19 protein-coding genes are annotated in these 21,665 nt (G+C 40.4%); 5 read left to right on the forward strand and 14 right to left on the reverse strand.

Features of this window, described 5'->3' with window-relative positions; all coding sequences use genetic code 11:
- Positions 1-10 precede the first annotated feature (10 nt).
- Positions 11-460, reverse strand: a complete 450-nt coding sequence (locus tag PCY07_RS00585) for a MarR family winged helix-turn-helix transcriptional regulator (protein ID WP_301354843.1) — start codon at positions 458-460, stop codon at positions 11-13.
- A gap of 288 nt (positions 461-748) precedes the next feature.
- Between PCY07_RS00585 and cbiM the strand changes: the two genes are divergently transcribed.
- From cbiM to PCY07_RS00600, 3 genes are read left to right on the forward strand one after another with little or no spacing between them, the layout of a single operon-like run.
- Complete coding sequence (gene cbiM / locus PCY07_RS00590; protein WP_301354842.1) at positions 749-1,732, forward strand: cobalt transporter CbiM; 984 nt, start codon at positions 749-751, stop codon at positions 1,730-1,732.
- The gene (locus PCY07_RS00595) at positions 1,725-2,513 is read left to right on the forward strand and encodes an energy-coupling factor transporter transmembrane component T (RefSeq protein WP_301354841.1); all 789 of its coding nucleotides are present in this window, start codon (positions 1,725-1,727) and stop codon (positions 2,511-2,513) included. Before cbiM ends, PCY07_RS00595 begins: the two co-directional genes overlap by 8 nt.
- A gap of 12 nt (positions 2,514-2,525) precedes the next feature.
- Positions 2,526-3,251, forward strand: coding sequence for an energy-coupling factor ABC transporter ATP-binding protein (locus tag PCY07_RS00600; RefSeq protein ID WP_301354839.1), 726 nt, complete (start codon positions 2,526-2,528; stop codon positions 3,249-3,251).
- A gap of 53 nt (positions 3,252-3,304) precedes the next feature.
- Here the strand turns inward: PCY07_RS00600 and PCY07_RS00605 are convergent, their stop codons facing one another.
- The 5 genes from PCY07_RS00605 to PCY07_RS00625 form a co-directional block, all read right to left on the reverse strand.
- Positions 3,305-3,718: a YjdF family protein gene (locus PCY07_RS00605; protein WP_003018360.1), complete on the reverse strand. Its 414-nt coding sequence runs from the start codon at positions 3,716-3,718 to the stop codon at positions 3,305-3,307.
- 141 nt (positions 3,719-3,859) lie between these two features.
- Entirely contained in the window at positions 3,860-5,092 is a 1,233-nt protein-coding gene (locus tag PCY07_RS00610) for an acyl-CoA thioesterase/BAAT N-terminal domain-containing protein (RefSeq protein WP_301354836.1), read from the reverse strand.
- A 44-nt stretch (positions 5,093-5,136) separates the two neighbouring features.
- Positions 5,137-5,604, reverse strand: a complete 468-nt coding sequence (locus PCY07_RS00615) for a MarR family winged helix-turn-helix transcriptional regulator (RefSeq protein WP_301354835.1) — start codon at positions 5,602-5,604, stop codon at positions 5,137-5,139.
- 254 nt (positions 5,605-5,858) lie between these two features.
- Entirely contained in the window at positions 5,859-8,360 is a 2,502-nt protein-coding gene (gene leuS / locus PCY07_RS00620; RefSeq protein ID WP_301354833.1) for a leucine--tRNA ligase, read from the reverse strand.
- A gap of 275 nt (positions 8,361-8,635) precedes the next feature.
- Entirely contained in the window at positions 8,636-10,612 is a 1,977-nt protein-coding gene (locus PCY07_RS00625; RefSeq protein ID WP_301354831.1) for a peptide ABC transporter substrate-binding protein, read from the reverse strand.
- A 165-nt stretch (positions 10,613-10,777) separates the two neighbouring features.
- Here PCY07_RS00625 and PCY07_RS00630 point away from each other — a divergent pair, with 165 nt between their 5' ends.
- Positions 10,778-12,100 carry a DUF1958 domain-containing protein gene (locus tag PCY07_RS00630; RefSeq protein WP_195412327.1) on the forward strand — a complete coding sequence of 441 codons (1,323 nt, stop codon included), beginning with the start codon at positions 10,778-10,780 and terminating at the stop codon, positions 12,098-12,100.
- A gap of 219 nt (positions 12,101-12,319) precedes the next feature.
- On the opposite strand, the gene PCY07_RS00635 is transcribed toward PCY07_RS00630, so the two are convergent.
- The 8 genes from PCY07_RS00635 to PCY07_RS00670 all read right to left on the reverse strand — a co-directional run bounded on the left by PCY07_RS00635 (position 12,320) and on the right by PCY07_RS00670 (position 20,553).
- Positions 12,320-13,411: a glycerol dehydrogenase gene (locus tag PCY07_RS00635; protein ID WP_013904537.1), complete on the reverse strand. Its 1,092-nt coding sequence runs from the start codon at positions 13,409-13,411 to the stop codon at positions 12,320-12,322.
- 15 nt (positions 13,412-13,426) lie between these two features.
- Positions 13,427-14,095: a fructose-6-phosphate aldolase gene (locus tag PCY07_RS00640; protein ID WP_003014188.1), complete on the reverse strand. Its 669-nt coding sequence runs from the start codon at positions 14,093-14,095 to the stop codon at positions 13,427-13,429.
- A gap of 15 nt (positions 14,096-14,110) precedes the next feature.
- Positions 14,111-16,552: a glycyl radical protein gene (locus PCY07_RS00645; protein ID WP_301355891.1), complete on the reverse strand. Its 2,442-nt coding sequence runs from the start codon at positions 16,550-16,552 to the stop codon at positions 14,111-14,113.
- A 142-nt stretch (positions 16,553-16,694) separates the two neighbouring features.
- Positions 16,695-17,996 (reverse strand): PTS sugar transporter subunit IIC, encoded by a 1,302-nt coding sequence (locus PCY07_RS00650; RefSeq protein WP_227197776.1) that lies wholly within the window; start codon positions 17,994-17,996, stop codon positions 16,695-16,697.
- An 11-nt stretch (positions 17,997-18,007) separates the two neighbouring features.
- Positions 18,008-18,316 carry a PTS sugar transporter subunit IIB gene (locus PCY07_RS00655; protein ID WP_013904534.1) on the reverse strand — a complete coding sequence of 103 codons (309 nt, stop codon included), beginning with the start codon at positions 18,314-18,316 and terminating at the stop codon, positions 18,008-18,010.
- 13 nt (positions 18,317-18,329) lie between these two features.
- Complete coding sequence (locus PCY07_RS00660; RefSeq protein ID WP_003014213.1) at positions 18,330-18,653, reverse strand: PTS lactose/cellobiose transporter subunit IIA; 324 nt, start codon at positions 18,651-18,653, stop codon at positions 18,330-18,332.
- 173 nt (positions 18,654-18,826) lie between these two features.
- A complete protein-coding gene (locus PCY07_RS00665; protein WP_013904532.1) occupies positions 18,827-19,795 on the reverse strand; it encodes a sugar-binding transcriptional regulator in 969 nt (322 codons plus the stop codon).
- A 14-nt stretch (positions 19,796-19,809) separates the two neighbouring features.
- Entirely contained in the window at positions 19,810-20,553 is a 744-nt protein-coding gene (locus tag PCY07_RS00670; protein ID WP_003014225.1) for a DeoR/GlpR family DNA-binding transcription regulator, read from the reverse strand.
- A gap of 127 nt (positions 20,554-20,680) precedes the next feature.
- Between PCY07_RS00670 and PCY07_RS00675 the strand changes: the two genes are divergently transcribed.
- Entirely contained in the window at positions 20,681-21,457 is a 777-nt protein-coding gene (locus tag PCY07_RS00675) for a glycyl-radical enzyme activating protein (RefSeq protein WP_014712829.1), read from the forward strand.
- Positions 21,458-21,665 lie beyond the last annotated feature (208 nt).

The following is a 21,665-nucleotide window of genomic DNA, read 5'->3' on the forward strand; positions in this document are numbered from 1 at the left end:
CATCCTTTCCCTAGATGTCATTCTCTTTAGCTTTTAGATTTGTGATAATCCGCTCTTGATAATCCTCAAATTCTCGGATTTCTTGATCCGAAAATCCTTGATAGAAAATCTCACCCAGTTCTTTGCTGACACGGTCGCCAATTTCTTTTTGCGCCCAACCGAGGTCTGTCAAAGAAATATATTTTTTCCTTTTATCCTGCGTACAAGGTTGAATCGTAACCAAGCCTTGTTCTTCCAATTTCTTAACCATGCTGGTCAATGTATTATTGGCTAGACCCGTCGCAAGAGCGATATCAGTTGCGGTAGCGCACTCCAACTCTTGCTTCCACAAAATCGTTAAAATTTTCCCCTGTTCACTTCGGTATTGGGCATCTGGTTCCTTACTCAGCAGTTTTTGAAAGATACGGCTATTCAAATGACGAATTTGCATGGCTTGATAGCCTCCTAACATCTTATCCATTTTGTCTCCTTTTTATTTCTATATCGAAATACCACAGTCATTGTATCACTGTTCGTTACATCCGTCAACTATTTCGATATAGAACCAATAATTTTATTTAAATTCACCTTAAAAAGGCCTTTCTAGCCCTTCAAACTAGTTTTTTCTCCTTCTTTCTACTAATTTTTTAGCAAGATAGCCCTCTTTCTAGAAATAGTAACAAATGTTAAACTCCTTTTGTAACGACACTTGGTTTTACGATGTGGTAATCTGTTAACTGTATGATAGAAAAAGATCGGAGTATTTGTGATGCATATCCCAGATAATTATTTAAGTCCTGCAAGTTGTGCCCTCTTGGCTGTGGCGGCTGCCCCTGCGATTGGCGTATCCATTGCCAAAGTCAAGGTTCAATTAAAGGAAAATAAAGAGTTGGCCCCTATGCTTGGCGTTGCAGCTTCTTTATCCTTCTTGTTAATGATGTTTAATGTCCCGGTTCCAGGGGGGACAACGGCACATGCTGTCGGTGGTGCCCTTCTGGCTATCCTGATTGGTCCCTATGCAGCTTCCCTAGCCTTATCTGTCGCCCTGATCCTCCAGGCCTTCTTATTTGGAGATGGAGGAATCCTAGCCCTTGGAGCTAATATCTTCAATATGGCCGTTGCCATGCCTTTTATCGGCTACGGGATTTACAGTTGGTTCCGCAAACACCATCATGAATCTCTTGGAGTGATCGTGAGTTCTTATGTCGCCATTAACGCCGCAGCTCTCTTAACAGGGATTGAACTTGGATTACAACCCTTAATTGCATCCGAAGCTGGACAACCCCTCTACAATCCTTATGGATTAGAAGTCACTATTCCTGCCATGATGGCTGCCCATCTTGTGGTAGCTGGCTGGGTCGAAGCCTTCTTTACCTATGTGATTTACCGCTTTGTCAAACAAGTGGCCCCATCTGAATTGTATACACCAAGTACAAAAAATACGACTTCATTTGTCAAAAAAATCCGCTGGGTCCTCTTGGGGCTAATCGTTTTGAGCCCTCTAGGTCTCCTAGCAGAAGGAACAGCTTTTGGAGAATGGTCTTCTGAAGAATTAGGTTCCTTGCTTAAAGGAAAGGTCCCAGCTGGTATCAAAAATGGATTTTCTTTTGAAGCCTTGTTCAGTGATTACACCATTCCTGGAACAAAAATTGCGATTGGCTATATTCTATCAGCCATTACAGCTGTTCTCATTTTCTATATCATCAGTAAAATCATTCGATCAATGAACGGAGAAAAGACTTCTCATGCGTAAACTCCCTGACTGGCTTCATCAAGAGCAAGCGACTCTTGAAGCATCCAAAAGCCATCACTATTTACAAATGAATCTTCACACATTGCGCCACTTTCTTGGCAAAATGAAACAAACGACGCCCGCATTCAAGGCCAAAACTTCCTCTTGGATGCGGCTTGTTTACTTTTTAACCCTAGCCATTCTCATTACAACAGCCCACCATACGATCCAGCTCTGGATCCTCGGTATCCTCTTACTACTTCACATTGCCATGCTTCCTGGAGAGGTCCTACTCCACCTCTTTAAGGTCCTGTTCAAGGTGCTGTTCATTTCCACAATTGTGATTTTGCCTAGCATCTTATTTCAAGGATTTCAAAATGGAGGGCTCTTTTTGTTGCGTGCGGGGATCATTGTCCTCAATATTTCTGTCTTTTTAGCCACTACCACAAGCATCCAACTGGTTGAAGCCCTAAGGCAGCTACATGTCCCCAAGACCTTTGTCCAGACCATTGATATTACGCTGAAATATAGTTATATTTTGGGAAAACACCTTCACCAACAAATTGAGTGCGTCCAACTCCGGACCATTGGTCAAAAAGTGAACCTCCATCTCTTTGGCTCTCTTCTAGGTCTCTTGTATCTATCAACGAAAAACCATACCAAAGAGGTCTACGAGGCCATGTTGCTGAGAGGATATGGCTTGGATAGGAAACAAAAAGAGCCCTTCTGTTGGAAAAAAGAAGATGGCCTTTTTCTACTGGAATTAGTCTTCCTTATTGCCATCACCACTCTACTCCGTTAGAAAGGATAGCCTATGATTACCATTCAAGATGGAAATTACCACTACACAGATGAGATTGGAATCCATGATATCCAACTACAGATCAAGCAAGGGGAAACGATCGCTTTGATGGGACCAAACGGAGCGGGAAAATCGACCCTCTTTAAAATTCTGGTTGGGCTCTTGCCCCTCTCGTCTGGTCAGTACCACTTCAAGGATTGGACCATTGACAAAGACTTCTTGAAAGATCCCCATCGTGCTGGGCAACTCTTCCAGCAGGTTGGACTCATTTTTCAAAACAGCGATACCCAATTGTTCAATACAAGCGTCTATGATGAACTGGCTTTTGGCCCACGTCAACTCAGCTTATCGGCAGTTGAAATCGAACAACGCGTCAATGATACACTCACTCTTTTAGAGATTGAGCACCTGAGAGATCGTATTCCCTACCATCTTTCCGGAGGGGAAAAGAAGCTAGTCGCCATTGCCAGTGTCCTCACCATGAATCCTAGTCTCTTGCTATTTGACGAGCCCTTTAACGGTCTCTCCCCCAAATACCAGAAGCTGATTGTCGCCTTGCTCCAAGAACTCAAAACAGCAGGAAAAACGATTGTGATTTCCTCCCACCACTTCGAGCAAATCGCTCCGATTGTGGAACGGGTTCTGCTCTTTTCTGAAGAGCACACCATTACAGGAAGCTACGATCGAGCTGATTGGGAACATCATCCAGATATTCAACAATCGTTTTCGACATGTTAAAAAAGCCTCGGTAGTTTCTTCCTACCGAAGCTTTTTTATGAAAGAGATAAGGGTTAATGTCCTTTATGCTTGTCTCTTCGTTTTTGCTGTTTGCGTTCGAATTTCTCTTGTTTGAGCAATTGCTTTTGGACACTAGATTGATGTTTTGAAATCTTTTTCCTTTCCTCATACTGCAACTGCAATAGTTCTTTCGACTTGGAAGAAATTTTCTTCTTTACTTGTTTCTTCACAGATCGCTGTAATCGTTTAGGATTCTTGATTTTTACAGGTTGCTTAACTGTAGCTTCTGGACTAAAAGATAAATGAGTAAACTGAGTCTGTAACATCTCTAGAATTTCATCATCTTTTGGCTCCTGACCAAATGTCACACGACAAACTTGATAAGTTTCTCGATACACTTGTTCGAACAAACCATGCCAAAATCCATCTTCAAAATAAACTGTCAATCCAATTGAAATTGTTTCCACGACAGCACCTCCTTAAATCTATCCCTAAGAATGGACAACCAAGGAGGAAGGTTACTGATAGGCTTGCCTACGTCTGGACTACCAACCAGAACTGTGTTTTTATCTTAGTTGGGACTATTATAGCATATTTATAATCTTATGTTATTGCTTCTTCAAATGCCTATCAAAAAAATGAATCGTAGCCAACCAAGAATCCTTACTCTCTTTCATCAATAAACGCCAATCTTTTCGATAGCGATGATTGGGTTGATAAGCCACTGTCAACATGTGACCTATTTCATGGTATTTTTTAAATGTAATGTGGTGGCCTTTATAATGTGAGACAATATTGGCTATTGCTGATGAGGCATCCCATATTTCATCAACAGTACTTCCGAGCAATAAGATTGGCGAAGAGAGTCTACTAATGTCTATCCTAGCAGAGCGATCTTTAGGGATAGGTTTTCTAAAAAGTTTGCTAAACAGATAATCTCTCAGTCGAAACTTTTGATAGGTAAATTCCTTTTGCAAATACGTCCAAGAAGAAGTATGGAAGTTCCATTTCCCTTTTATCCCTTCATACACCACATCAGAGGGTGAATTTAGTACCAAACATTGAACGTCATTAAAAATGCTCTCCTCAGCTAAAACTAACTCTGCTCCCTTAGAACGTCCATAGATTCCAATTCTTTCACTATCTACTTGATGATGCTGACGTAGATAATCCTTTGCTTCCACAAGGCACTCTAAAGGAATACGTTCCAAATGTTTTGGCAACCCCTCTAAACCAAAGTAGGCAACTGCTAGGCAAATATAACCTCTAGAAGATAGAAGCTGAGCTATATTCTGTGCCTTTTCAATCCTTCCTTCACTACCGCTCACAATAATCAATGCTGGTGCTTTTATTGCCTTTTGATCATAAAATAGTCTCCCTTGAAAATGGTTCATGTAAATATCTTGATGACTAATTTGCGAACTCATGTAATGTCTTGTGAAAGTTCTCTCTGCGACGACAGTATTACCTTGTATAATTTTGATTTCCACAAAAAAGTGATCTAATAAGGGAATTTTAGAAAGAGAGTTTGGAAGTTTCTTTTTCCTATTGGTCAAGGGCTTGGCATTAAAGAATAACCCCATTGTTGCAATATCTTCATAAGAGCCAAAGCAAGATGGAGTTTGTGAAATATCAATAATACCATTCTTATCTGATACAAAAGTCGCTGTTGATTTCCATAAAACATTATGAGCTAAAAGCATAGGAGCATTGATACAATAATAATCAGATAAATACATTTCGACTTGATAGGTTTCACTTGGTTTTAAGCCATTGATGACAATATTAAAAGATTCGTCTGCTAAATCAGACTCTGAGATCAGTTCAATTTGTATATTCATAACTTCCTCTTTTTGTTAATATAATTAACAATATAGTTTTAAAATTACCGTGATTTTTGCCACGGCAATTCTTGCCATACCTGTTCAACATCATCCATCAGTTTCATAACCATTTGAAGATCCTCCTCACTATAGTTTCTTAAAACTGAAAAAATAGCCTTTTCAATATGTTCTTGCTGCTCTTTATGGATATTAAAAACTTCAACACCTTTTTTGGATAATATCAGATATTTATTTTTTTCATTATCCGGTGCAAATTCAAAAGTAACGAGGTCTTTCTTGGTTAAACGTCTAACACTCTGAGTAATGGCACTCCTAGATACTTCAAGTAACTCAGATAATTTCACTAGATTCACAGGCTGATTGCGACCTATCAGGTCGATCAAATGGACTTCATTAATAGTGATTGATTTATCAATACTGTTCCTATGCTGAGCTTTTTTCAACTGTTCAAAAGCTAAAGCAAAGCTGTTAAAACGATTATTAAACTTATGCAGTTCTTTCTTATTCATAGCGCCTCTCTTTTGTTAATGATATTAACAAAAATACTATTTATTGTCAAGCTGAGCCTAAAAAATCCTCCAGAGCTGAACTCTGAAGGACTCATTTTTATTTTACAACAATGGTTGGCTCAAACAGTTTGGGAAACTGTTTGAGGTTGGAAATGAACAAATAAATTGGTTGTTTTACAACAATATTAACCAATTTAGTTAGCTTCAATAGTCCAGTGGACTATTGAAGGTGGCAGATAGGGCTAATAAACTCGTTATTTAACGACGATATTAACGAGTTTATTAGGGACACTAATCACTTTCACGATTTCTTTGCCATCGATCTCTGCTTTGACTTTTTCATCAGCCAGAGCGACTTCTTGCAATTCTTCGCGTGAAAGATCTTTAGCGACCATGAGTTTAGCACGGACTTTTCCTTTGATTTGAACGACGATTTCAATTTCATCTTCAATCAATTTGCTTTCGTCCCATGTTGGCCAAGCCACATAAGCGATAGATTCGCCTGTTGCTGCCACTGTTTGCCAGAGTTCTTCTGCCAAGTGAGGTGCAAATGGGGCAATCAATTGGATGAAACCTTTGGCGTAGTCCACATAGAGTTTATCTTCCTTATTGGCAGCATTGACAAAGACCATGAGCTGAGCAATGGCTGTGTTAAACTTCATCGACTCGATTTGCTCAGTGACAGATTTAACAGTTTCGTTGTAAACCTTGTCTAGAGCTCCATTGTTTTCCGCAACGATTTCTTTACTTGTGATCAAACGGTACACACGGTCAAGGAATTTACGGCTTCCTTCCAGACCTTCTTCAGACCAAGCGATGGAAGCATCGAGTGGCCCCATGAACATTTCATAGACACGAAGGGTATCCGCACCATATTGTTCCACCACATCGTCTGGGTTAACCACGTTCTTGAGGGATTTAGACATCTTGGCTGGTGCTTGCTCCAATTCTTCCCCTGTTTCTACATGGAAGAAAGAACCGTCACGTTTTTCAACCTTGTCAGTCGCCACAAGAGCTCCACGGTGGTCACGGTAGCTTGTTCCCAAGATCATTCCTTGGTTAAAGAGTTTTTGGAATGGCTCCTTAGTAGGTACAACACCAAGATCATAGAGGAATTTGTGCCAGAAACGAGCGTAAAGCAAGTGAAGCACGGCGTGTTCTGCACCACCCACATAGATATCGACTGGCAACCATTGTTTGAGGAGGTTCTCGTCAGCCAATTTCTCTGTGTTGTGTGGATCGATATAGCGGAGGTAGTACCAGCTTGAACCTGCCCATTGTGGCATAGTATTAGTTTCACGACGACCTTTGACACCATCTTCACGAGTCACTTCAAGCCAGTCTGTCAAGTTGGCCAATGGGCTTTCCCCAGTACCTGAAGGGCGGATGTCCTTGGTTACTGGCAAGACAAGTGGCAATTCGCTTTCTGGCACAGCTGTCGAAGTTCCATCTTCCCAATGAATGATTGGGATTGGCTCACCCCAGTAACGTTGACGGCTAAAGAGCCAGTCGCGGAGACGGTAGGTCACCTTTTCTTGACCAAAGCCTTTTTCTTCTAGCCAAGACACGATTTTAGCAATCGCTTCTTCTTTGTTGAGACCGTTCAAGAAGTCAGAGTTGACGTGAAGGCCATCCTCTGTATAAGCAGCTTCTTCAACGTTTCCACCTTCAAGCACTTCTACGATTGGAAGGCCAAACTGTTTTGCAAATTCCCAGTCACGCTCATCGTGGGCAGGTACGGCCATGACGGCACCTGTTCCGTAGCTGGCAAGAACATAGTCCGCAATCCAGATTGGGATTTCTCTCCCATTGACAGGGTTGATGGCATAAGCACCAGTCCAAACCCCTGTTTTTTCCTTAGCAAGGTCTGTACGAGCCAAGTCTGATTTAAGGCTGGCTTGGTGTTTGTAGTCAGCTACAGCCTCAGCTTGTTCAGGTGTTGTGATCGCATCTACTAGTTCATGCTCAGGAGCCAAAACAGTGAAGGTTGCACCAAAAAGAGTATCTGGACGAGTGGTAAAGACTGTGAATTCCTTGTCTGTTCCTTTTACTTTGAAAGTGACATTGGCACCAGTTGATTTCCCAATCCAGTTGCGTTGCATGTCCTTGATAGACTCTGGCCAGTCAAGGTCATCCAAGTCAGCCAGCAAGCGCTCCGCATAGGCAGTGATTTTGAGCATCCATTGGCGCATTGGTTTGCGGACAACTGGATAGCCCCCACGCTCAGATGTTCCATCTGGAAGAACTTCTTCGTTGGCGATAGCTGTTCCTAGTTCCTCAACCCAGTTGACTGGCACTTCCGCTTCATAGGCCAAGCCTTTTTCGTAAAGCTTAGTGAAAATCCATTGCGTCCACTTGTAGTAGTTTGGATCTGTCGTATTGACTTCACGGTCCCAGTCGTAAGAGAAGCCAAGCGCATTGATTTGGCGTTTGAAGTTGGCGATATTTTCTGCTGTGAATTCCGCTGGGTCATTCCCTGTATCCATAGCGTATTGCTCTGCAGGCAAACCAAAGGCATCCCATCCCATTGGGTGAAGGACATTGTAGCCTTGCGCACGTTTGAAACGGCTAAGGATATCTGTCGCTGTGTAGCCTTCTGGGTGTCCTACGTGAAGACCCGCTCCAGATGGGTAAGGGAACATGTCCAATGCATAAAACTTAGGTTTTGAAGCATCTGTTCCTGTCTTAAAGGTGTGATGGTCAGCCCAGTATTTTTGCCACTTAGGCTCGATTTCTTTATGATTGTAAAAACTCATAGCGTCTCTCCAATTTTCGTGATGCTCCTATTATACCATTTTTAGGCGATTTTTAAAGGTTCAGACAAAGAAAAAGAGAGTGGGACAGAAATCGGTAATTCGTTAGAATTCGATTTCGTCGTCCCACCTCCGCACAGTTGAGTAGGGCTGTAAAAGCTGATGAAATCAGTGTAGTAGAGCCCACTCAACCACTGCGTCTTGCTCGACAATCCAAAAATAATTGAGAGGCTAGGACTTTTGTCCCAGCCTCCCTTCCTGTTTTCTTCAAGAAAAGTCTATTTCACATGCTTTTCAAGTTCTTCTTGCGCTTTTTTATTGGATTTTTCTTTTTCTTTCTTCCATTGATCACGCGCTTTGTCGTAGTCTTTAGCCGATACGACCTTGTCTTGAACTTCCAAATATTTATAGTTGAAGGATTGACCCTTGTGGCCTGTCCAAGCAAAGGCTGCAGAGTATGGTACAGTCTTACGAACGACTGGAGAAGCTCCATCTGAATGGATCGGAATCAAGAGGGCACTATCGGTCAACCAAGCTTGAGCGGCAGCATATTTTTCGTAACGCTTGTTCACATCTTTGGTTTCATTGTGCGCATCTTCGATCAATTGATCATATTCATCAAAACCAGCTGCTTTTGCGGCTGCATTATCCGTACCAGCATCGAATCCAAAGTAAGAATTGGCGTTTTCGCCGGATTTACCACTAGTGATGTCGATGTAAGAAGATGGGTCCGTATAGTCTGGTCCCCAACCCAAGTTATTGTTCAAATCCCAGTCTTGTTGCGAAGCACTTTCAGCAAAGTAAGTCACCCGTTGCAGATCATCTTCAGAAATCATATTCAAATCGATGACAATATTTTCTGCTCCTAGTGTAGATTCAACTGACTGTTTAAAGGATTGAGCTTGTTTGATCCCTTCTGTATAAGTTGAAGAAGTTGGAAGGTCCAAATGAATTGGGAATTCAACTCCTTGAGCCTGCAAATCTGCCTTGGCTTTGGCAAACTCTTCTTTGGCCTTGGTTGGATTGTAGAGGGTGTCTTTTCCATCTGCGACAGAGACCCCTTTCCATTCATCCCCATAAGCTTCCAAGTCTTTTTCTACTGCATCACCAAATTGTTTGCCATCGATTTGGACAAAGTTTGGTGGCGTAAAGGTATTACGGATAACCTTATTGGCACCCGCTTCCCCGTTAGTTTGCGCTACATAAGCCTTGCGGTTGAAGGCAAACATAATGGCTTGACGGAAGTCTTTATTTAAGATTGCTTTCTTAGTTGAAGTCTTTTGAGCATCAGTGGTCTTCTTAGTGATTTCATAAGCCTGACGGTCAATGTTGAAGGAAAGGTTGTAGGTAGATGAACCTTGGTCAGTAAAGACGATATCGTCTTTGTGCTTCTTCTCTACACTCTTATAGTTGGAACCATTTGGGAAAACACGGGCAACTGTATAGTCGCCGTTATCAAACCCACGAATCAAGGATTCTGAGTCTTGTCCATCATAATAGGTCAGCTTCACTTTACTGATCTTAACATTATCCGCATCCCAGTATGTTGGGTTCTTTTCCAATATCGCAGAAGATTTAGAAGTGATAGATTTGATCAAATAAGGACCGCAGTAGAGGATACTAGATGGAGAAGTTCCTTGACCATAGTCATCTCCTTTAGATTTCAGGAATTCTTCATTGACCGGCATCAAGATCCCCATCGTAGTCTTGGAATTCCAGAAACTTTCTGGTTGGCTCAAGGTATATTGAACAGTATAATCATCAATAGCCTTTACTCCAACAGTTGAGAAATCAGATGTTTTCCCTGAAACATAATCATCCAAACCTTTGACAGATTTTTGGACCAAGTAAATCGCTTGTGATTTCTTGTCTGCCGCGTGTTTGAGGCCTGTGACAAAGTCTTTGGCTTTGACTTCTCCATATTCTTCCCCTTCAGAAGTCATCCATTTGACCCCTTTGCGGAGTTTATAAGTATAGGTCAAGCCATCCTTGGAAACAGTCCAGTCTTTAGCAAGCGATGGAATCAAATTCCCATACTTGTCCACTTCCAACAAGCCATCTATCGCATTTCCTGTAAACTCGGAAGTCGATTTTTTATTAGAAATCGAATAGTCGAGAGTATCTGGATCCTGGGTATAGACATAGCTAAAAGTCTGATCGCCAGAACTTCCAGATTTCCCTCCTGAGCAGGCTGCCAGTACACCGGCTGATAAAAGCAGAGCGCTGGTAGCTAAGAGTACCTTCCCTTTGTTCATATAAATCACCTCATTGTAAAAAATGTTATATTCAATTTAAATTATAGCACTTTCTAAAGAAATGTAAACGCTTTTACTGTGAAATTATTCTATTTCTTCTTTATTTTTTCAATTTCTTATTTTTCAAGAATTTTTTCAGGTTTAATCCCTGGCCTGTATGATATAATGGAATCTATGAATTATGGGAGACATTTACACAAACGACTAAAACACAGCCTCTTGTCCCTCCTTGTGGGAGTCTTGGCATTAGGCCCTATTTCCACTGCCTTTGCGGACGACATCTACCAGCAAGAAGATGTCATGAAAATCGCAGCTGATGCTGGATTAGAATTGGATGATTTTTACAAGCCCAAGGCCGACATCGTCATCGATGCCAATACTGGAGCCATCCTATACGGAGACAATATCGATACGGTCCGGGACTCAGGAAGCATGGCCAAGCTCATGAGTGCCTATGTGGTCTTTCGGGCTCTCAAAGAAGGTAAGATCAAGTATGATACCGTGGTTACAGCAACAGAGGCAGACCAAGCTATTTCAGAAAACAATCTGTTAAGCAACTCACCTATTGTAGCTGGTGTGGACTATAAGGTATCTGAATTGATCAAGATGCTCTTTGTTCCATCTTCTAGCGCAGCTGTGATTATGCTCGCAAACGCTGTTACGGACAATGATCCCGATAAGTTTTTGGACTTAATGAATCAGTACGCGCAAGAAATGGGGATGAGCCATACCAAATGGCACAATCCAAATGGAGCGATGATCTCGGTCCTTCAGGGCTACTACAATCCTCAGCGCTACGATGTCAATGCGAATAACGAAATTACAGCGCGGGACATGTCTATTCTGGCTTATCACATCGTAAACGACCTGCCAGAAATGTTGGAATACACCAAGCAAGCTCACACTACGATCATGGAAGGAACCCCCTACGAGCAAAGCTATGATAACTACAATACTTCCCTCGAAGGTGGAAAGTTCGCCCTCAAAGGAACAGATGGACTCAAAACTGGATCCAGCCCGACTGCTGACTACAACTACACCGCGACAACCAAGCGAGGTAAACAGCGGATTATCGAAGTGATTTTGGGGGTTGGGAACTACGATGTCGAGATCGCCGAAAGTTACCGCAATCAAATCGGGAATACCCTGGCTGAGAAAATGTTCGCAGACTACCAGTATAAAAAAGTCCTCTCTGCAGGTGAGCACAAAATCGATGGGAAGACCATTCAACTGAAGCAAGACTTCTATGCGACCGTTAAGAAGGGGACGAAGCCAGCCCTTAAACTGGAAGACAACCGCCTAGTCGTTCAGAACGGCTTGCAACAGGTATCTCCAAGTATTAAACCGGGAGTGGCCGTAAGTGAGTCTAAAACAACGACCTCTAGCAGTAAAAGCAAGGGACTCGATGCCATGTGGCTCTTCTGCTTCCTGCCTGCCGGAATTTTATACCTGATCTTTAAACAAACCGATCCAAAAAGAAGAAAATAGAAAAAGAGAGTGGGACAGAAATCGGTAATTCGTTAGAATTCGATTTCGTCGTCCCACCTCCGCACAGTTGAGTAGGGCTGTAAAAGCTGATGAAATCAGCGTAGTAGAGCCCACTCAACCACTGCGTCTTGCTCGACAATCCAAAAACAATTGAGAGGCTAGGACTTTTGTCCCAGCCTCTTGGTTTGTCTACATTCTCTGTGAATGATAGATGTTGATTTAGGCCAAACCTTGAACGTAGGCATCTACTGCTACGATGGCTTGGGCAATATCAGAAGCCTTCACTTCAAATGGCATTTGATGGATGGTTTCTCCTTCGATGGTGGCTTGTTGACCAACCTTAAGAAGATCTTCGTAGCTTGCATTTTCAAGATGCATTTCTTTCAGAGTGGTTGGCATACCAATTTGTTGATAGAAACGAATGTATTTGTTCAATTCTTCTTTAGGACGGTTTTCCAAGAACAATTGAACCAAGGTTCCATAGGCTACTTTTTCACCATGAGTCAAATGGTGGATGTCCCCAGTAAGGGCAGTAAAGCCATTATGGATGGCGTGAGCCGCTGCTAATCCCCCACTTTCAAATCCAATACCACTGAGAAGGGTATTAGCTTCAATAATGTTTTCAAGAGCAGGCGTTACAACTTTGGCTTCACAGGCTGCCATAGCTTGGAGACCGTCTGCAAATAAGGTTTCTTCACAACGTTGTGCAATAGCGACACCCGCTAGAGTTTGGTGTTTCCCTAACATAGTTTTTCCGTTGGCTTGAAGGACTGCACGCGCTTCTACCCAAGTCGCTAATCCATCTGCGATACCAGAAGCGAGCAAGCGTTTTGGCGCTTGAGAAATAACCTTACTATCCACTAATACCAATTCTGGGTTTTTAGAGTAGAAGATATAGCGCTCAAAGGCACCCTCATCTGTATAAATAACAGACAAGGCTGAAACTGGGGCATCTGTAGAAGCGATGGTAGGGGCAATCACAACTGGTGATTTTAAAAGATCGGCAATAGCTTTAGCACTATCGATAGTCTTTCCTCCACCTAAACCAATAATCAAGTTACAACCTTGCTCTTTCCCTAAAGAAACAACACGATTGATTTCATTGTCTGAAGCTTCTCCATTAAAGAAGACAGGTAATACTTCAAATCCAAACCGCAAGAGATATTTTTCAAATTTTTCCCCTACAAGTTCATAAACTAGTTGGTCACAGAGAAGAATTGGATGATCGCCCAATTCAAGAATCGTTTTCGCATTTTCAAACAAGGCATTTTCACCTTGAATATAGCGTGAGGGACTTGCAAAAATTCGCATCTTCCTCTCCTTTCATTAAATCATATTCTGATGATGAATGGTTGCCCAATCGTTTGCAAAATCATCCACTGCTTTCCCAATTGATGGCATTCCAAAGGCTGCTTCAAACACATCTGCTCCAGCAGTAATCGCTTGTGCTCCTTCTTTGAATGCCCGATTGACTTGACCAACATTCTTAAAGGACGCTGCTAGAATTTTGCTTGATGAATGATTTTTTTCAATTGCTTCTGCCAATTGTGCTATTACCTGTGCTGAATCAATATTCAAGTTCTCCATTCGATTATAATAGGGAGCAAGGTAATCTGCGCCTGCTTCAATAGCCAAAAGACCTTGAAATACAGTATAAATTGCGGTTGCAGTAATTTTATAACCTTCTGATTTTAATGTTTTGATAGCTGCCAACCCCTCAGGAGTAACCGGAACTTTAATAAAAACATTTCCGCCACATTCTTGTCGAATTTTCGCAGCATCTTTTAAAATACCGTCATAATCTTTCGCAACAACTTGCACATGGATAGAAGGAGCTTCGCCAATGATCTCCCGAACTTCATGAATCCGTTTAAAGAAGTCGATTTCTCCTTCTTTTTTGGCAATTGTTGGGTTAGAGGTTACCCCAGCAAGGGGTAACACTCTAGCCCATTTTTTTATTTCATTTATATTTAAAGTATCAAGCATAAATTCCATAAACAAACCTCTTTACTATAGGGTATGCTCTGTCCGTCCAATAATATCATCTTGAGTGGCTTTGGATAGTACATTGAAGAAAGCTGAATAGCCTGCTACACGTACAATTAAGTCACGGTGTTTTTCTGGATGTTTTTGCGCATCCAAAAGCGTTTCTCTAGAAACTACATTATACTGGATGTGGTATCCATGTAAACGATTAAAGAACGTACGGAGTAAAGCAATTAATTTTAACTTATCCTCTTCTTTTGCTAAAGTTTGAGGATTTACTTTTTGGTTTAATAATACACCACCAACAATTTCATCTGTTGGTAATTTTGAAACTGATTTCAGAACAGATGTTGGTCCATGTTGATCCATATTATGAGATGGTGAGCATCCTTCAGCTAATGGAGTTCCAGCATTTCGGCCGTCTGGTGTCGCCAAAGTACCTCGTCCTTGCCCCACATTGGCTGAAATAGAGGAAGTTCCTGAGTAACGGATACCACCAATTGGACCTCGACCATAACGTGTGTTTGGATATTTAGCGATCTCATCTACGTAAATATCATAAGCATCCGTAACTAATTGATCCGCATAATCATCATCATTTCCATATTTAGGAGCATCGTGAATCAGCATCTCTTGAATTTCTTTACCACGTTCACCTGCGTAGTCTGTTTCTAAAGCATGCCAAAGTTCTTGTGGTGTTAGTCGTCCTTCTTCAAAGACTAATTTCTTTATCGCCGCAAGAGAATCAGATAGATTCGCAATACCAACTTGAAGACCAGAAATGTAGTCATAGACTGCTCCACCTTCTTTAAGGTGTTTACCACGACCAATACAGTCATCTGTCAAAGCAGAACACAAGATATCTGGTACTTCTCTTTCAAGAGCAAGGTCAATTGCATTTTCAACGATGACACTCATACGGGTCAAATACCGTAATGTTTTATCCCAGGCAGTTTTTAGCTCATCAAATGACTTCATATTCACAAAATGACCGAAACTTGGTGCAAATCGTTTGCCAGATGCTGGATCGATTCCATCATTCATTGTAATGAGCAATACTTTAGGGAAGTTCATATAACTCATACCCGTACAACGGTAACCCCATTTCCCTGGAACTGCAGTTTCAACACATCCAATTGCACTGTAATCATAAGCATCTTCTTCAAGCACGCCTTTTGCAATAAAGGATGGAATAATAATTTCATCGTTATTGAAAGCTGGCATACCAAAGCCAAGCTTCATAACCTCAATACATTCGTTCATAAAGCGGGCATCCAAACCAGCATGATAACGAACGGTTAAGTTCGGTTGTGGAAGATGGGTCTGAGCAACTGACTTCAATACTAAGTAAGATAATGGATTAACAGCATCTTTTTTATCCCGTGTCTGGCCACCAATGGTAACGTTTTGATAAAGGGGACTACCTGCAGATGAGAAGGTGTGAGCTTGACTACGGACTTTATTAATTGTAATTGTTTTGATCCATAAGTTGGTCAAACGCTCCACAATACTTGCTTCTGTCTCACGACCTGCTTCCAGATCAGCCTTTACAAAAGGATACATGTATTGGTCAAAACGTCCATATGATAAAGAGTGACCATTTGATTCAATCTGTAGGATACACTGGATAAACCATACAGATTGAACAGCTTCTGCAAAAGTTTCTGCTGGTTCATATGGAACCTTCGAACAAATACGAGCAATCTCCAATAATTCTTTTCGACGTTCAGGACCTGCTGTCTCTGCCATTTCAGTTGCTAACTTCACAAAACGCTCTGCATAGGTTTTAACTGCATCCACAATGATAAAAATCGAATCATAGAAATGATATTTATCAATACTCGAAGGATCTGTTAAATCAAGATTAGCTTTCGCTTCACGCGCCCTTTCTTCAAAACCTTTCAAACCATACTGCAAAAGTTTTTGATAGTTAACAGCTAAATGGGCATCCCCTGAATTCATCTTTCCTTCCATACCAAAGAATCCAGTCTCCATATAGACTTGTACTTCATCTGGAAGAAGTGCTCCAGCACGTGCACGGAGATTATTATTTTCCCAGAAAGGAGCAATTGCTCTTAGCTGATCTTTTGTTTCCTCTGTAATATAGAAGACATCCCCGTCACGCTTTTCAAATAAATCCAATTCATTTAATACAAACTCTAATGTATATTCTGGGAAAATAGGAGCATCCTTATTCGAAGAGGCTTGATTCCCAACAATCATCGTTTCATCTTCGATATACAAGGTCATATTTTCAAGAATCTGTTTTAACATATAGGCCCGTTTTAAAACATTTGGTTTCTCCTTGTGTTCCCGATAGGCTTCTGTTGCCAAAACAGCACGTTCTGCATCAATGTAAGGTTTCTTGTTCAATACATCTTCCCGATATTTGTTCATCCGATCGGTTAGACTACCAAAATAGTCCGTTTTGATAGATGTTCTTGCTACTTCTACTGTGTTTGTCATATCCGATAAACCTTTCTTTTGAAATTTTTTTGTTTTCTTTCGTAACTATAGTAGCATTTAATCGTTTGAAATTCAATAAATACTCTGTAGAATAGCTAGTTCTATCTAAAACAGCACATATGTGCCATTATCTTTTAGGACACTATTTTTCGGCTTCTAGTTCATTCGCATAAGCCAATTTATCTTGGAATTTAAAGAATGGGAAGTAAACAAGCGTTGAGATTCCTAAAACAATTACCTGTACAATGGCACCTTGCCACCCACCAACCATAAATCCTGAGATAATAGCTGGTGTACTCCAAGGTAGAGTAACCCCAGAAAATGGTTGCATAAATCCGATCGCAATCGAGCCATACACTACAACAGCCGCTAATATAGGTACCAAAATAAATGGAAGGAACATCACTGGGTTCATTACAATTGGGAAGCCAAATACCACGGGTTCATTAACATTGAAGATTGCAGGAAAAGCTGCAACTTTCCCTAAAGCTTTGTATTGTTTTGATTTTGCTGCAAAAAGCATAGCAATAACCAATCCAAACGTAATACCAGACCCAGATAGGATTAAAAAGCTATCTAAGAATTGTTGCGTTACAATGTGAGCACCATTTTCAACGGATAGCTTCCCAGCTGCCAACATTGATTTATTGGCATCCAGGTTAGAAAGTAGCAAGGCTGTTACTACACCATTGACAACTGATTGTCCGTGCACACCAAACCACCACAAGAACGAAATAAAGAAGGCAATTCCAATCGCTCCGTAAAGTGATCCTGTTAGACCTTGTAGAGGAACCTGAATGACATCATAGATCATTTCAATGAAAGTACCGCCACTTGTCACTACTTTTGATACGATATAGACAATCATTGATAGTAAGAAAATCACAAAAGCAGGAATCATCGCTTCAAATTGTTTGGCAATGGCTTGAGGTACTTGTTCTGGCATTTTAATAACAATGTGTCTTTGGATAAACACAGTATAAATCGCACCAACTACCAGACCTATAATAATAGCCCCGATAATCCCTTGACCACCAAACCATACTTTTGCAATGGCATCACCAATTGGTTCTCCCTTAGCTGGTACATAAGAAGATTTTAACAAGATAAAGTATGAAGATAGGGACAAAACTCCTGCTGGCAAGGGTTCTACTCCACTGTTTTTAGCATATGAATAACCAATGGAGAAGCACGAAATTAAGCCCATGATGGCGAATGTTCCTGAATAAACCTGCATAAATGGCTCTGTCCACGTATCGCCAAATACACTAGCAATAGCCTGATTAAGGCCTTCAAATGGTAATTGCCCAATAATCAGGAACAAACTACCAACTACCGTTAATGGAAGGATCGCTAACATCCCATCTTTAAGAGCAATAATTCCTTTCAAGTTTACAAACCGCATGATTGGAGCGATAATTTTCTGAGAATTAAAATTAGACATGGGAAGCCTCCTTATTTTTCTCCTAGCAATTCTAGAGCTAGATTTAGTACTTTCTTACCATCCAACATCCCATAATCTGCCATAGGGATGACAGCAATAGGAATATGGTTTGCCTCACAAATCGCTTTTGATTTATCCAAAGTATAAGCTACTTGAGGGCCCAACAAAGCGACATCGATTTCAGGAGCAAAATCTGCTAATTTCGCTTGAGAATAGGCATCGATTTCAGCATCAATCCCTAATTCCTTAGCCGCCACCTTCATATTATTTACCAACATTCCTGTTGAAAATCCTGCTGCACAAAACAATCCAATTTTCATCTTATTTTCCTCCTTATTGTTTCGCTGAAAGTTCTTTACGTAAGTCAATCATTTCTTTGATCAAGTTAATCTCTGTGATTGAAGTCATTAAGTGATCTTGTGAGTGCACAAACAAAGCTGTAATCTCTGTCTTTGTCCCACCTGCTTCCTGGGCTAAAAATTGTGTTTGCAAGTTATGCGCTTCAAGTAGCGCTGCATCTGCCTTTGCAATTTCGTCTTCAGAAGATTCATAATCTCCTTCTTTAGCAAACGATAAAGCTTGGTAAATATGCTGCTTTGCATCACCCGCATTTAAAATCAATCCCATAATAATTTGGTCCGCAACAATGACTTCCATAACGAAGCCTCCTTTACTTTTTGAAAGCGCTTTTATTTCTAACAACAATATATCATCTTTATCTTTCACCGTCAACGATTTTTGAAACATATGTTTGTCTTTTTATTATTGTTGCACTTTTGTGCTATTACACCTTATAAAAAAACTGCCCACAAATGTAAGCAATCTTCTTATTATTCTAAAAAATTAGCATCTCCATCCAATTCTAGCATTTTTATAATCGTTGCTTCGTCAGTTACGAGATGATTAATATAACCAGCTTTGATCACTGATAGTATTGCCCCCGCTTTTCTTTCTCCATATGCCAAAGAAACTGTTTTTGGGATTTGTTTCAATTCTTCCAATCTGATAGCAACTGTTCTTTCTTGTAAATCTTGATACACTGGTTTTCCTTCCTGATCGAAAAATCGACAACAAACCTCTCCGACTGCTGCCTCAGATCTGAGTTCTGTAAAGTCTTTTTCTGTTAGCATATCAAACCACTGTGGATTATGTGTATCAGCAGGGCCACCAATACCTACTACCGCAATATCCAAATTTTCCCAACTGTCTCTTAAGTCATCAAAATATTTTGAAGTGAGAATTCCTTCTGCCAATTCCTTATTTTCCTGAATGATTGTCGCATTGATAAAACGACACTCTCCATGAAATTTGCTAGCCATATTATAAATGAGGGTATTCACATGGTAACGAGCATGAATATGGCTAGGACCACCAGCCAATGGATAGAAGTATACATTTTCTAGACGCTTACTCCCAATACAATCAACAAGAAGACTAAGGCTTTTCCCCCAGGAAAAACCGATGTTCATTCCATCTTGTAAAAGAGAGCGAACCATACTAGCAATCGATTGGGCCAAGCGTTGTTCCAAATCCTTCAAAGACTCATCTGCAATATTAGGGACAATTTCCAATTCATGCAGATTGTATTTTTCTTTGACGTAATTCTCTAAACGAAACAGTTTACTATCGAAATTCTCAATCTCGATTTTGACAATCCCTTCTTTCTTAGCCTCTGTCAACATTCTACTAACTGTTGTTCGATAAATTCCTGTTTCAGTAGCAATTTCCGATTGACTCTTTTCTTCAATATAGTATAGATAAGCAAGCTTAGCTAACAGTTTTTTGCGTTCATATTTCACAATCCTTCTCCTAACTATACCATGGTAAGGGATATCCCTGCTTGTTCAAGTTTTCTCATCGCCTCTGATGATATTTCCTTATCTGTAATCACGCGTTGTACTTGAGACAAGGCAAAATTTCTGACATTGCCCTTCTTTTGAAATTTGCTGGAATCTGTCAGGATCACTATATTTTCAGAAACCTGAGACATATATTGAACAACTTCGCTACGCATCATATCTTTACCAGTAAACCCCAATGCGTCATCATAGCCATCTGCACCAATAAATGCATTTTTTACACGAAAAGATTGGATTAACTGCTTCAACAAAGGACCAACTGTCACCTGGGAGTCTTTTTGAAACTCTCCTCCCAATAATATAATTTTGCAAGAGTCATAATTTCGAACAAAATCTGCAATAAAATAAGAATTTGTCACAATCTTCACATTCTTCTTTGTTTGACAGATTTCTTCCGCTAATAGAGCACACGTTGAACCTGATTCAATGAGAATAGTTTCGTTATCCTGTACTAATTTTGCTGCTTCTTGGGCAATTTTTCTTTTGGTATCATAATGGAAAGACAAGCGGACATTTATATCATCACCGCTATTTAATACAGCATAACCATGTTCCCTATGAAGAAGACCCTTGGATTCTAATTTATCTAAATCCTTTCGAATCGTTACTTTTGAAACTTCTAAAGTTTCAGAAAGTGTATTGACATCAATTTTTTCATATTGCGAAACTAGTTTTAAAATTTCTTCTAAACGCTTCATATTTCTTACCTCTTCTCTATTTTATCAAATTTTCTTAAAAAATATAAGGGAGAAAAGTTTCATTCGTAATTGATTTTGTTTCTAAAAAAATATATAATACAAATATCAGCAAGAAGGAGAAATAGATATGGGAACGACACGCGGTATTATTTTCAATATTCAACACTTCAGTATTCATGATGGACCAGGAATTCGAACAACTGTTTTTCTGAAAGGATGTCCTTTGCGTTGTCCGTGGTGCTCTAATCCCGAATCACAGCGAATGAACCCTGAACCGATGCTTGATGCGGTTACTAAAGCTCCCGGAACAACTGGACAAGAAAAAACAGTAGATGAAATTATTGATGAAGTCATGAAAGATATTGATTTCTATGAGGAATCTGGAGGCGGTATGACCTTATCTGGTGGTGAAATATTTGCCCAATTCGAATTTGCAAAAGCACTACTGAAAGCTGCTAAAGAGAGAGGTCTTCATACTGCCATCGAGACAACTGCTTTTGTGGAACACGAAAAATTTATTGACCTGATCCAATATGTTGATTTCATTTATACCGATTTGAAGCACTACAATAGCCTCAAACACAAAAAGAAAGTCGGTGTTCATAATAGTTTAATCATCGAAAATATCCATTACGCTTTTAAAGAGAAAAAAAAGATTGTTTTACGTATACCTGTGATCCCTCAGTTTAATGATTCTTTAGCCGATGCAGAAGAATTTTCCACTCTTTTCAACTCCTTAGATATTGATCAAGTACAACTTCTCCCATTTCACCAGTTTGGTGAGAATAAATACAAACTATTAGGACGTCGTTATGAAATGGAAGGAATAAAGGCTCTGCACCCCGAAGACTTGTATGACTACCAGCAAGTTTTTTTAGATCATGACATCCATTGTTATTTCTAATCCACTCAAAAATCCCCACAGCTAGTTTCAGTAGGTTGAAACATGGCTGTGGGGATTTTTAGTTTTTTTCACGAGCAATCAAGAAAATCAATCAATCGCCTAACTGAAGTCGAGACTACTTCCTTTAATCAGCGAAACTAGTATCGCGAAATTGAACTCGCCCTAAAAGCGTCGAGAAAAAGAGAGATTGCCTGGTGGGCATGGCCCA

It is taken from the genome of Streptococcus sp. SP1, from assembly GCF_030440005.1.
Classification (GTDB): Bacteria; Bacillota; Bacilli; order Lactobacillales; family Streptococcaceae; genus Streptococcus; species Streptococcus parasanguinis.

Bases quoted from the DNA above. Each gene is read 5' to 3' on its own strand.
- PCY07_RS00625 (WP_301354831.1), bottom strand. From the start codon at position 10,612: ATGAACAAAGGGAAGGTACTCTTAGCTACCAGCGCTCTGCTTTTATCA.
- PCY07_RS00640 (WP_003014188.1), bottom strand. From the start codon at position 14,095: ATGGAATTTATGCTTGATACTTTAAATATAAATGAAATAAAAAAATGG.
- PCY07_RS00610 (WP_301354836.1), bottom strand. From the start codon at position 5,092: ATGAATATACAAATTGAACTGATCTCAGAGTCTGATTTAGCAGACGAA.
- PCY07_RS00645 (WP_301355891.1), bottom strand. From the start codon at position 16,552: ATGACAAACACAGTAGAAGTAGCAAGAACATCTATCAAAACGGACTAT.
- PCY07_RS00630 (WP_195412327.1), top strand. From the start codon at position 10,778: ATGGAATCTATGAATTATGGGAGACATTTACACAAACGACTAAAACAC.
- PCY07_RS00635 (WP_013904537.1), bottom strand. From the start codon at position 13,411: ATGCGAATTTTTGCAAGTCCCTCACGCTATATTCAAGGTGAAAATGCC.
- PCY07_RS00650 (WP_227197776.1), bottom strand. From the start codon at position 17,996: ATGTCTAATTTTAATTCTCAGAAAATTATCGCTCCAATCATGCGGTTT.
- cbiM (WP_301354842.1), top strand. From the start codon at position 749: ATGCATATCCCAGATAATTATTTAAGTCCTGCAAGTTGTGCCCTCTTG.
- PCY07_RS00660 (WP_003014213.1), bottom strand. From the start codon at position 18,653: ATGGAAGTCATTGTTGCGGACCAAATTATTATGGGATTGATTTTAAAT.
- PCY07_RS00675 (WP_014712829.1), top strand. From the start codon at position 20,681: ATGGGAACGACACGCGGTATTATTTTCAATATTCAACACTTCAGTATT.
- leuS (WP_301354833.1), bottom strand. From the start codon at position 8,360: ATGAGTTTTTACAATCATAAAGAAATCGAGCCTAAGTGGCAAAAATAC.
- PCY07_RS00585 (WP_301354843.1), bottom strand. From the start codon at position 460: ATGGATAAGATGTTAGGAGGCTATCAAGCCATGCAAATTCGTCATTTG.
- PCY07_RS00615 (WP_301354835.1), bottom strand. From the start codon at position 5,604: ATGAATAAGAAAGAACTGCATAAGTTTAATAATCGTTTTAACAGCTTT.
- PCY07_RS00600 (WP_301354839.1), top strand. From the start codon at position 2,526: ATGATTACCATTCAAGATGGAAATTACCACTACACAGATGAGATTGGA.
- PCY07_RS00655 (WP_013904534.1), bottom strand. From the start codon at position 18,316: ATGAAAATTGGATTGTTTTGTGCAGCAGGATTTTCAACAGGAATGTTG.
- PCY07_RS00595 (WP_301354841.1), top strand. From the start codon at position 1,725: ATGCGTAAACTCCCTGACTGGCTTCATCAAGAGCAAGCGACTCTTGAA.
- PCY07_RS00670 (WP_003014225.1), bottom strand. From the start codon at position 20,553: ATGAAGCGTTTAGAAGAAATTTTAAAACTAGTTTCGCAATATGAAAAA.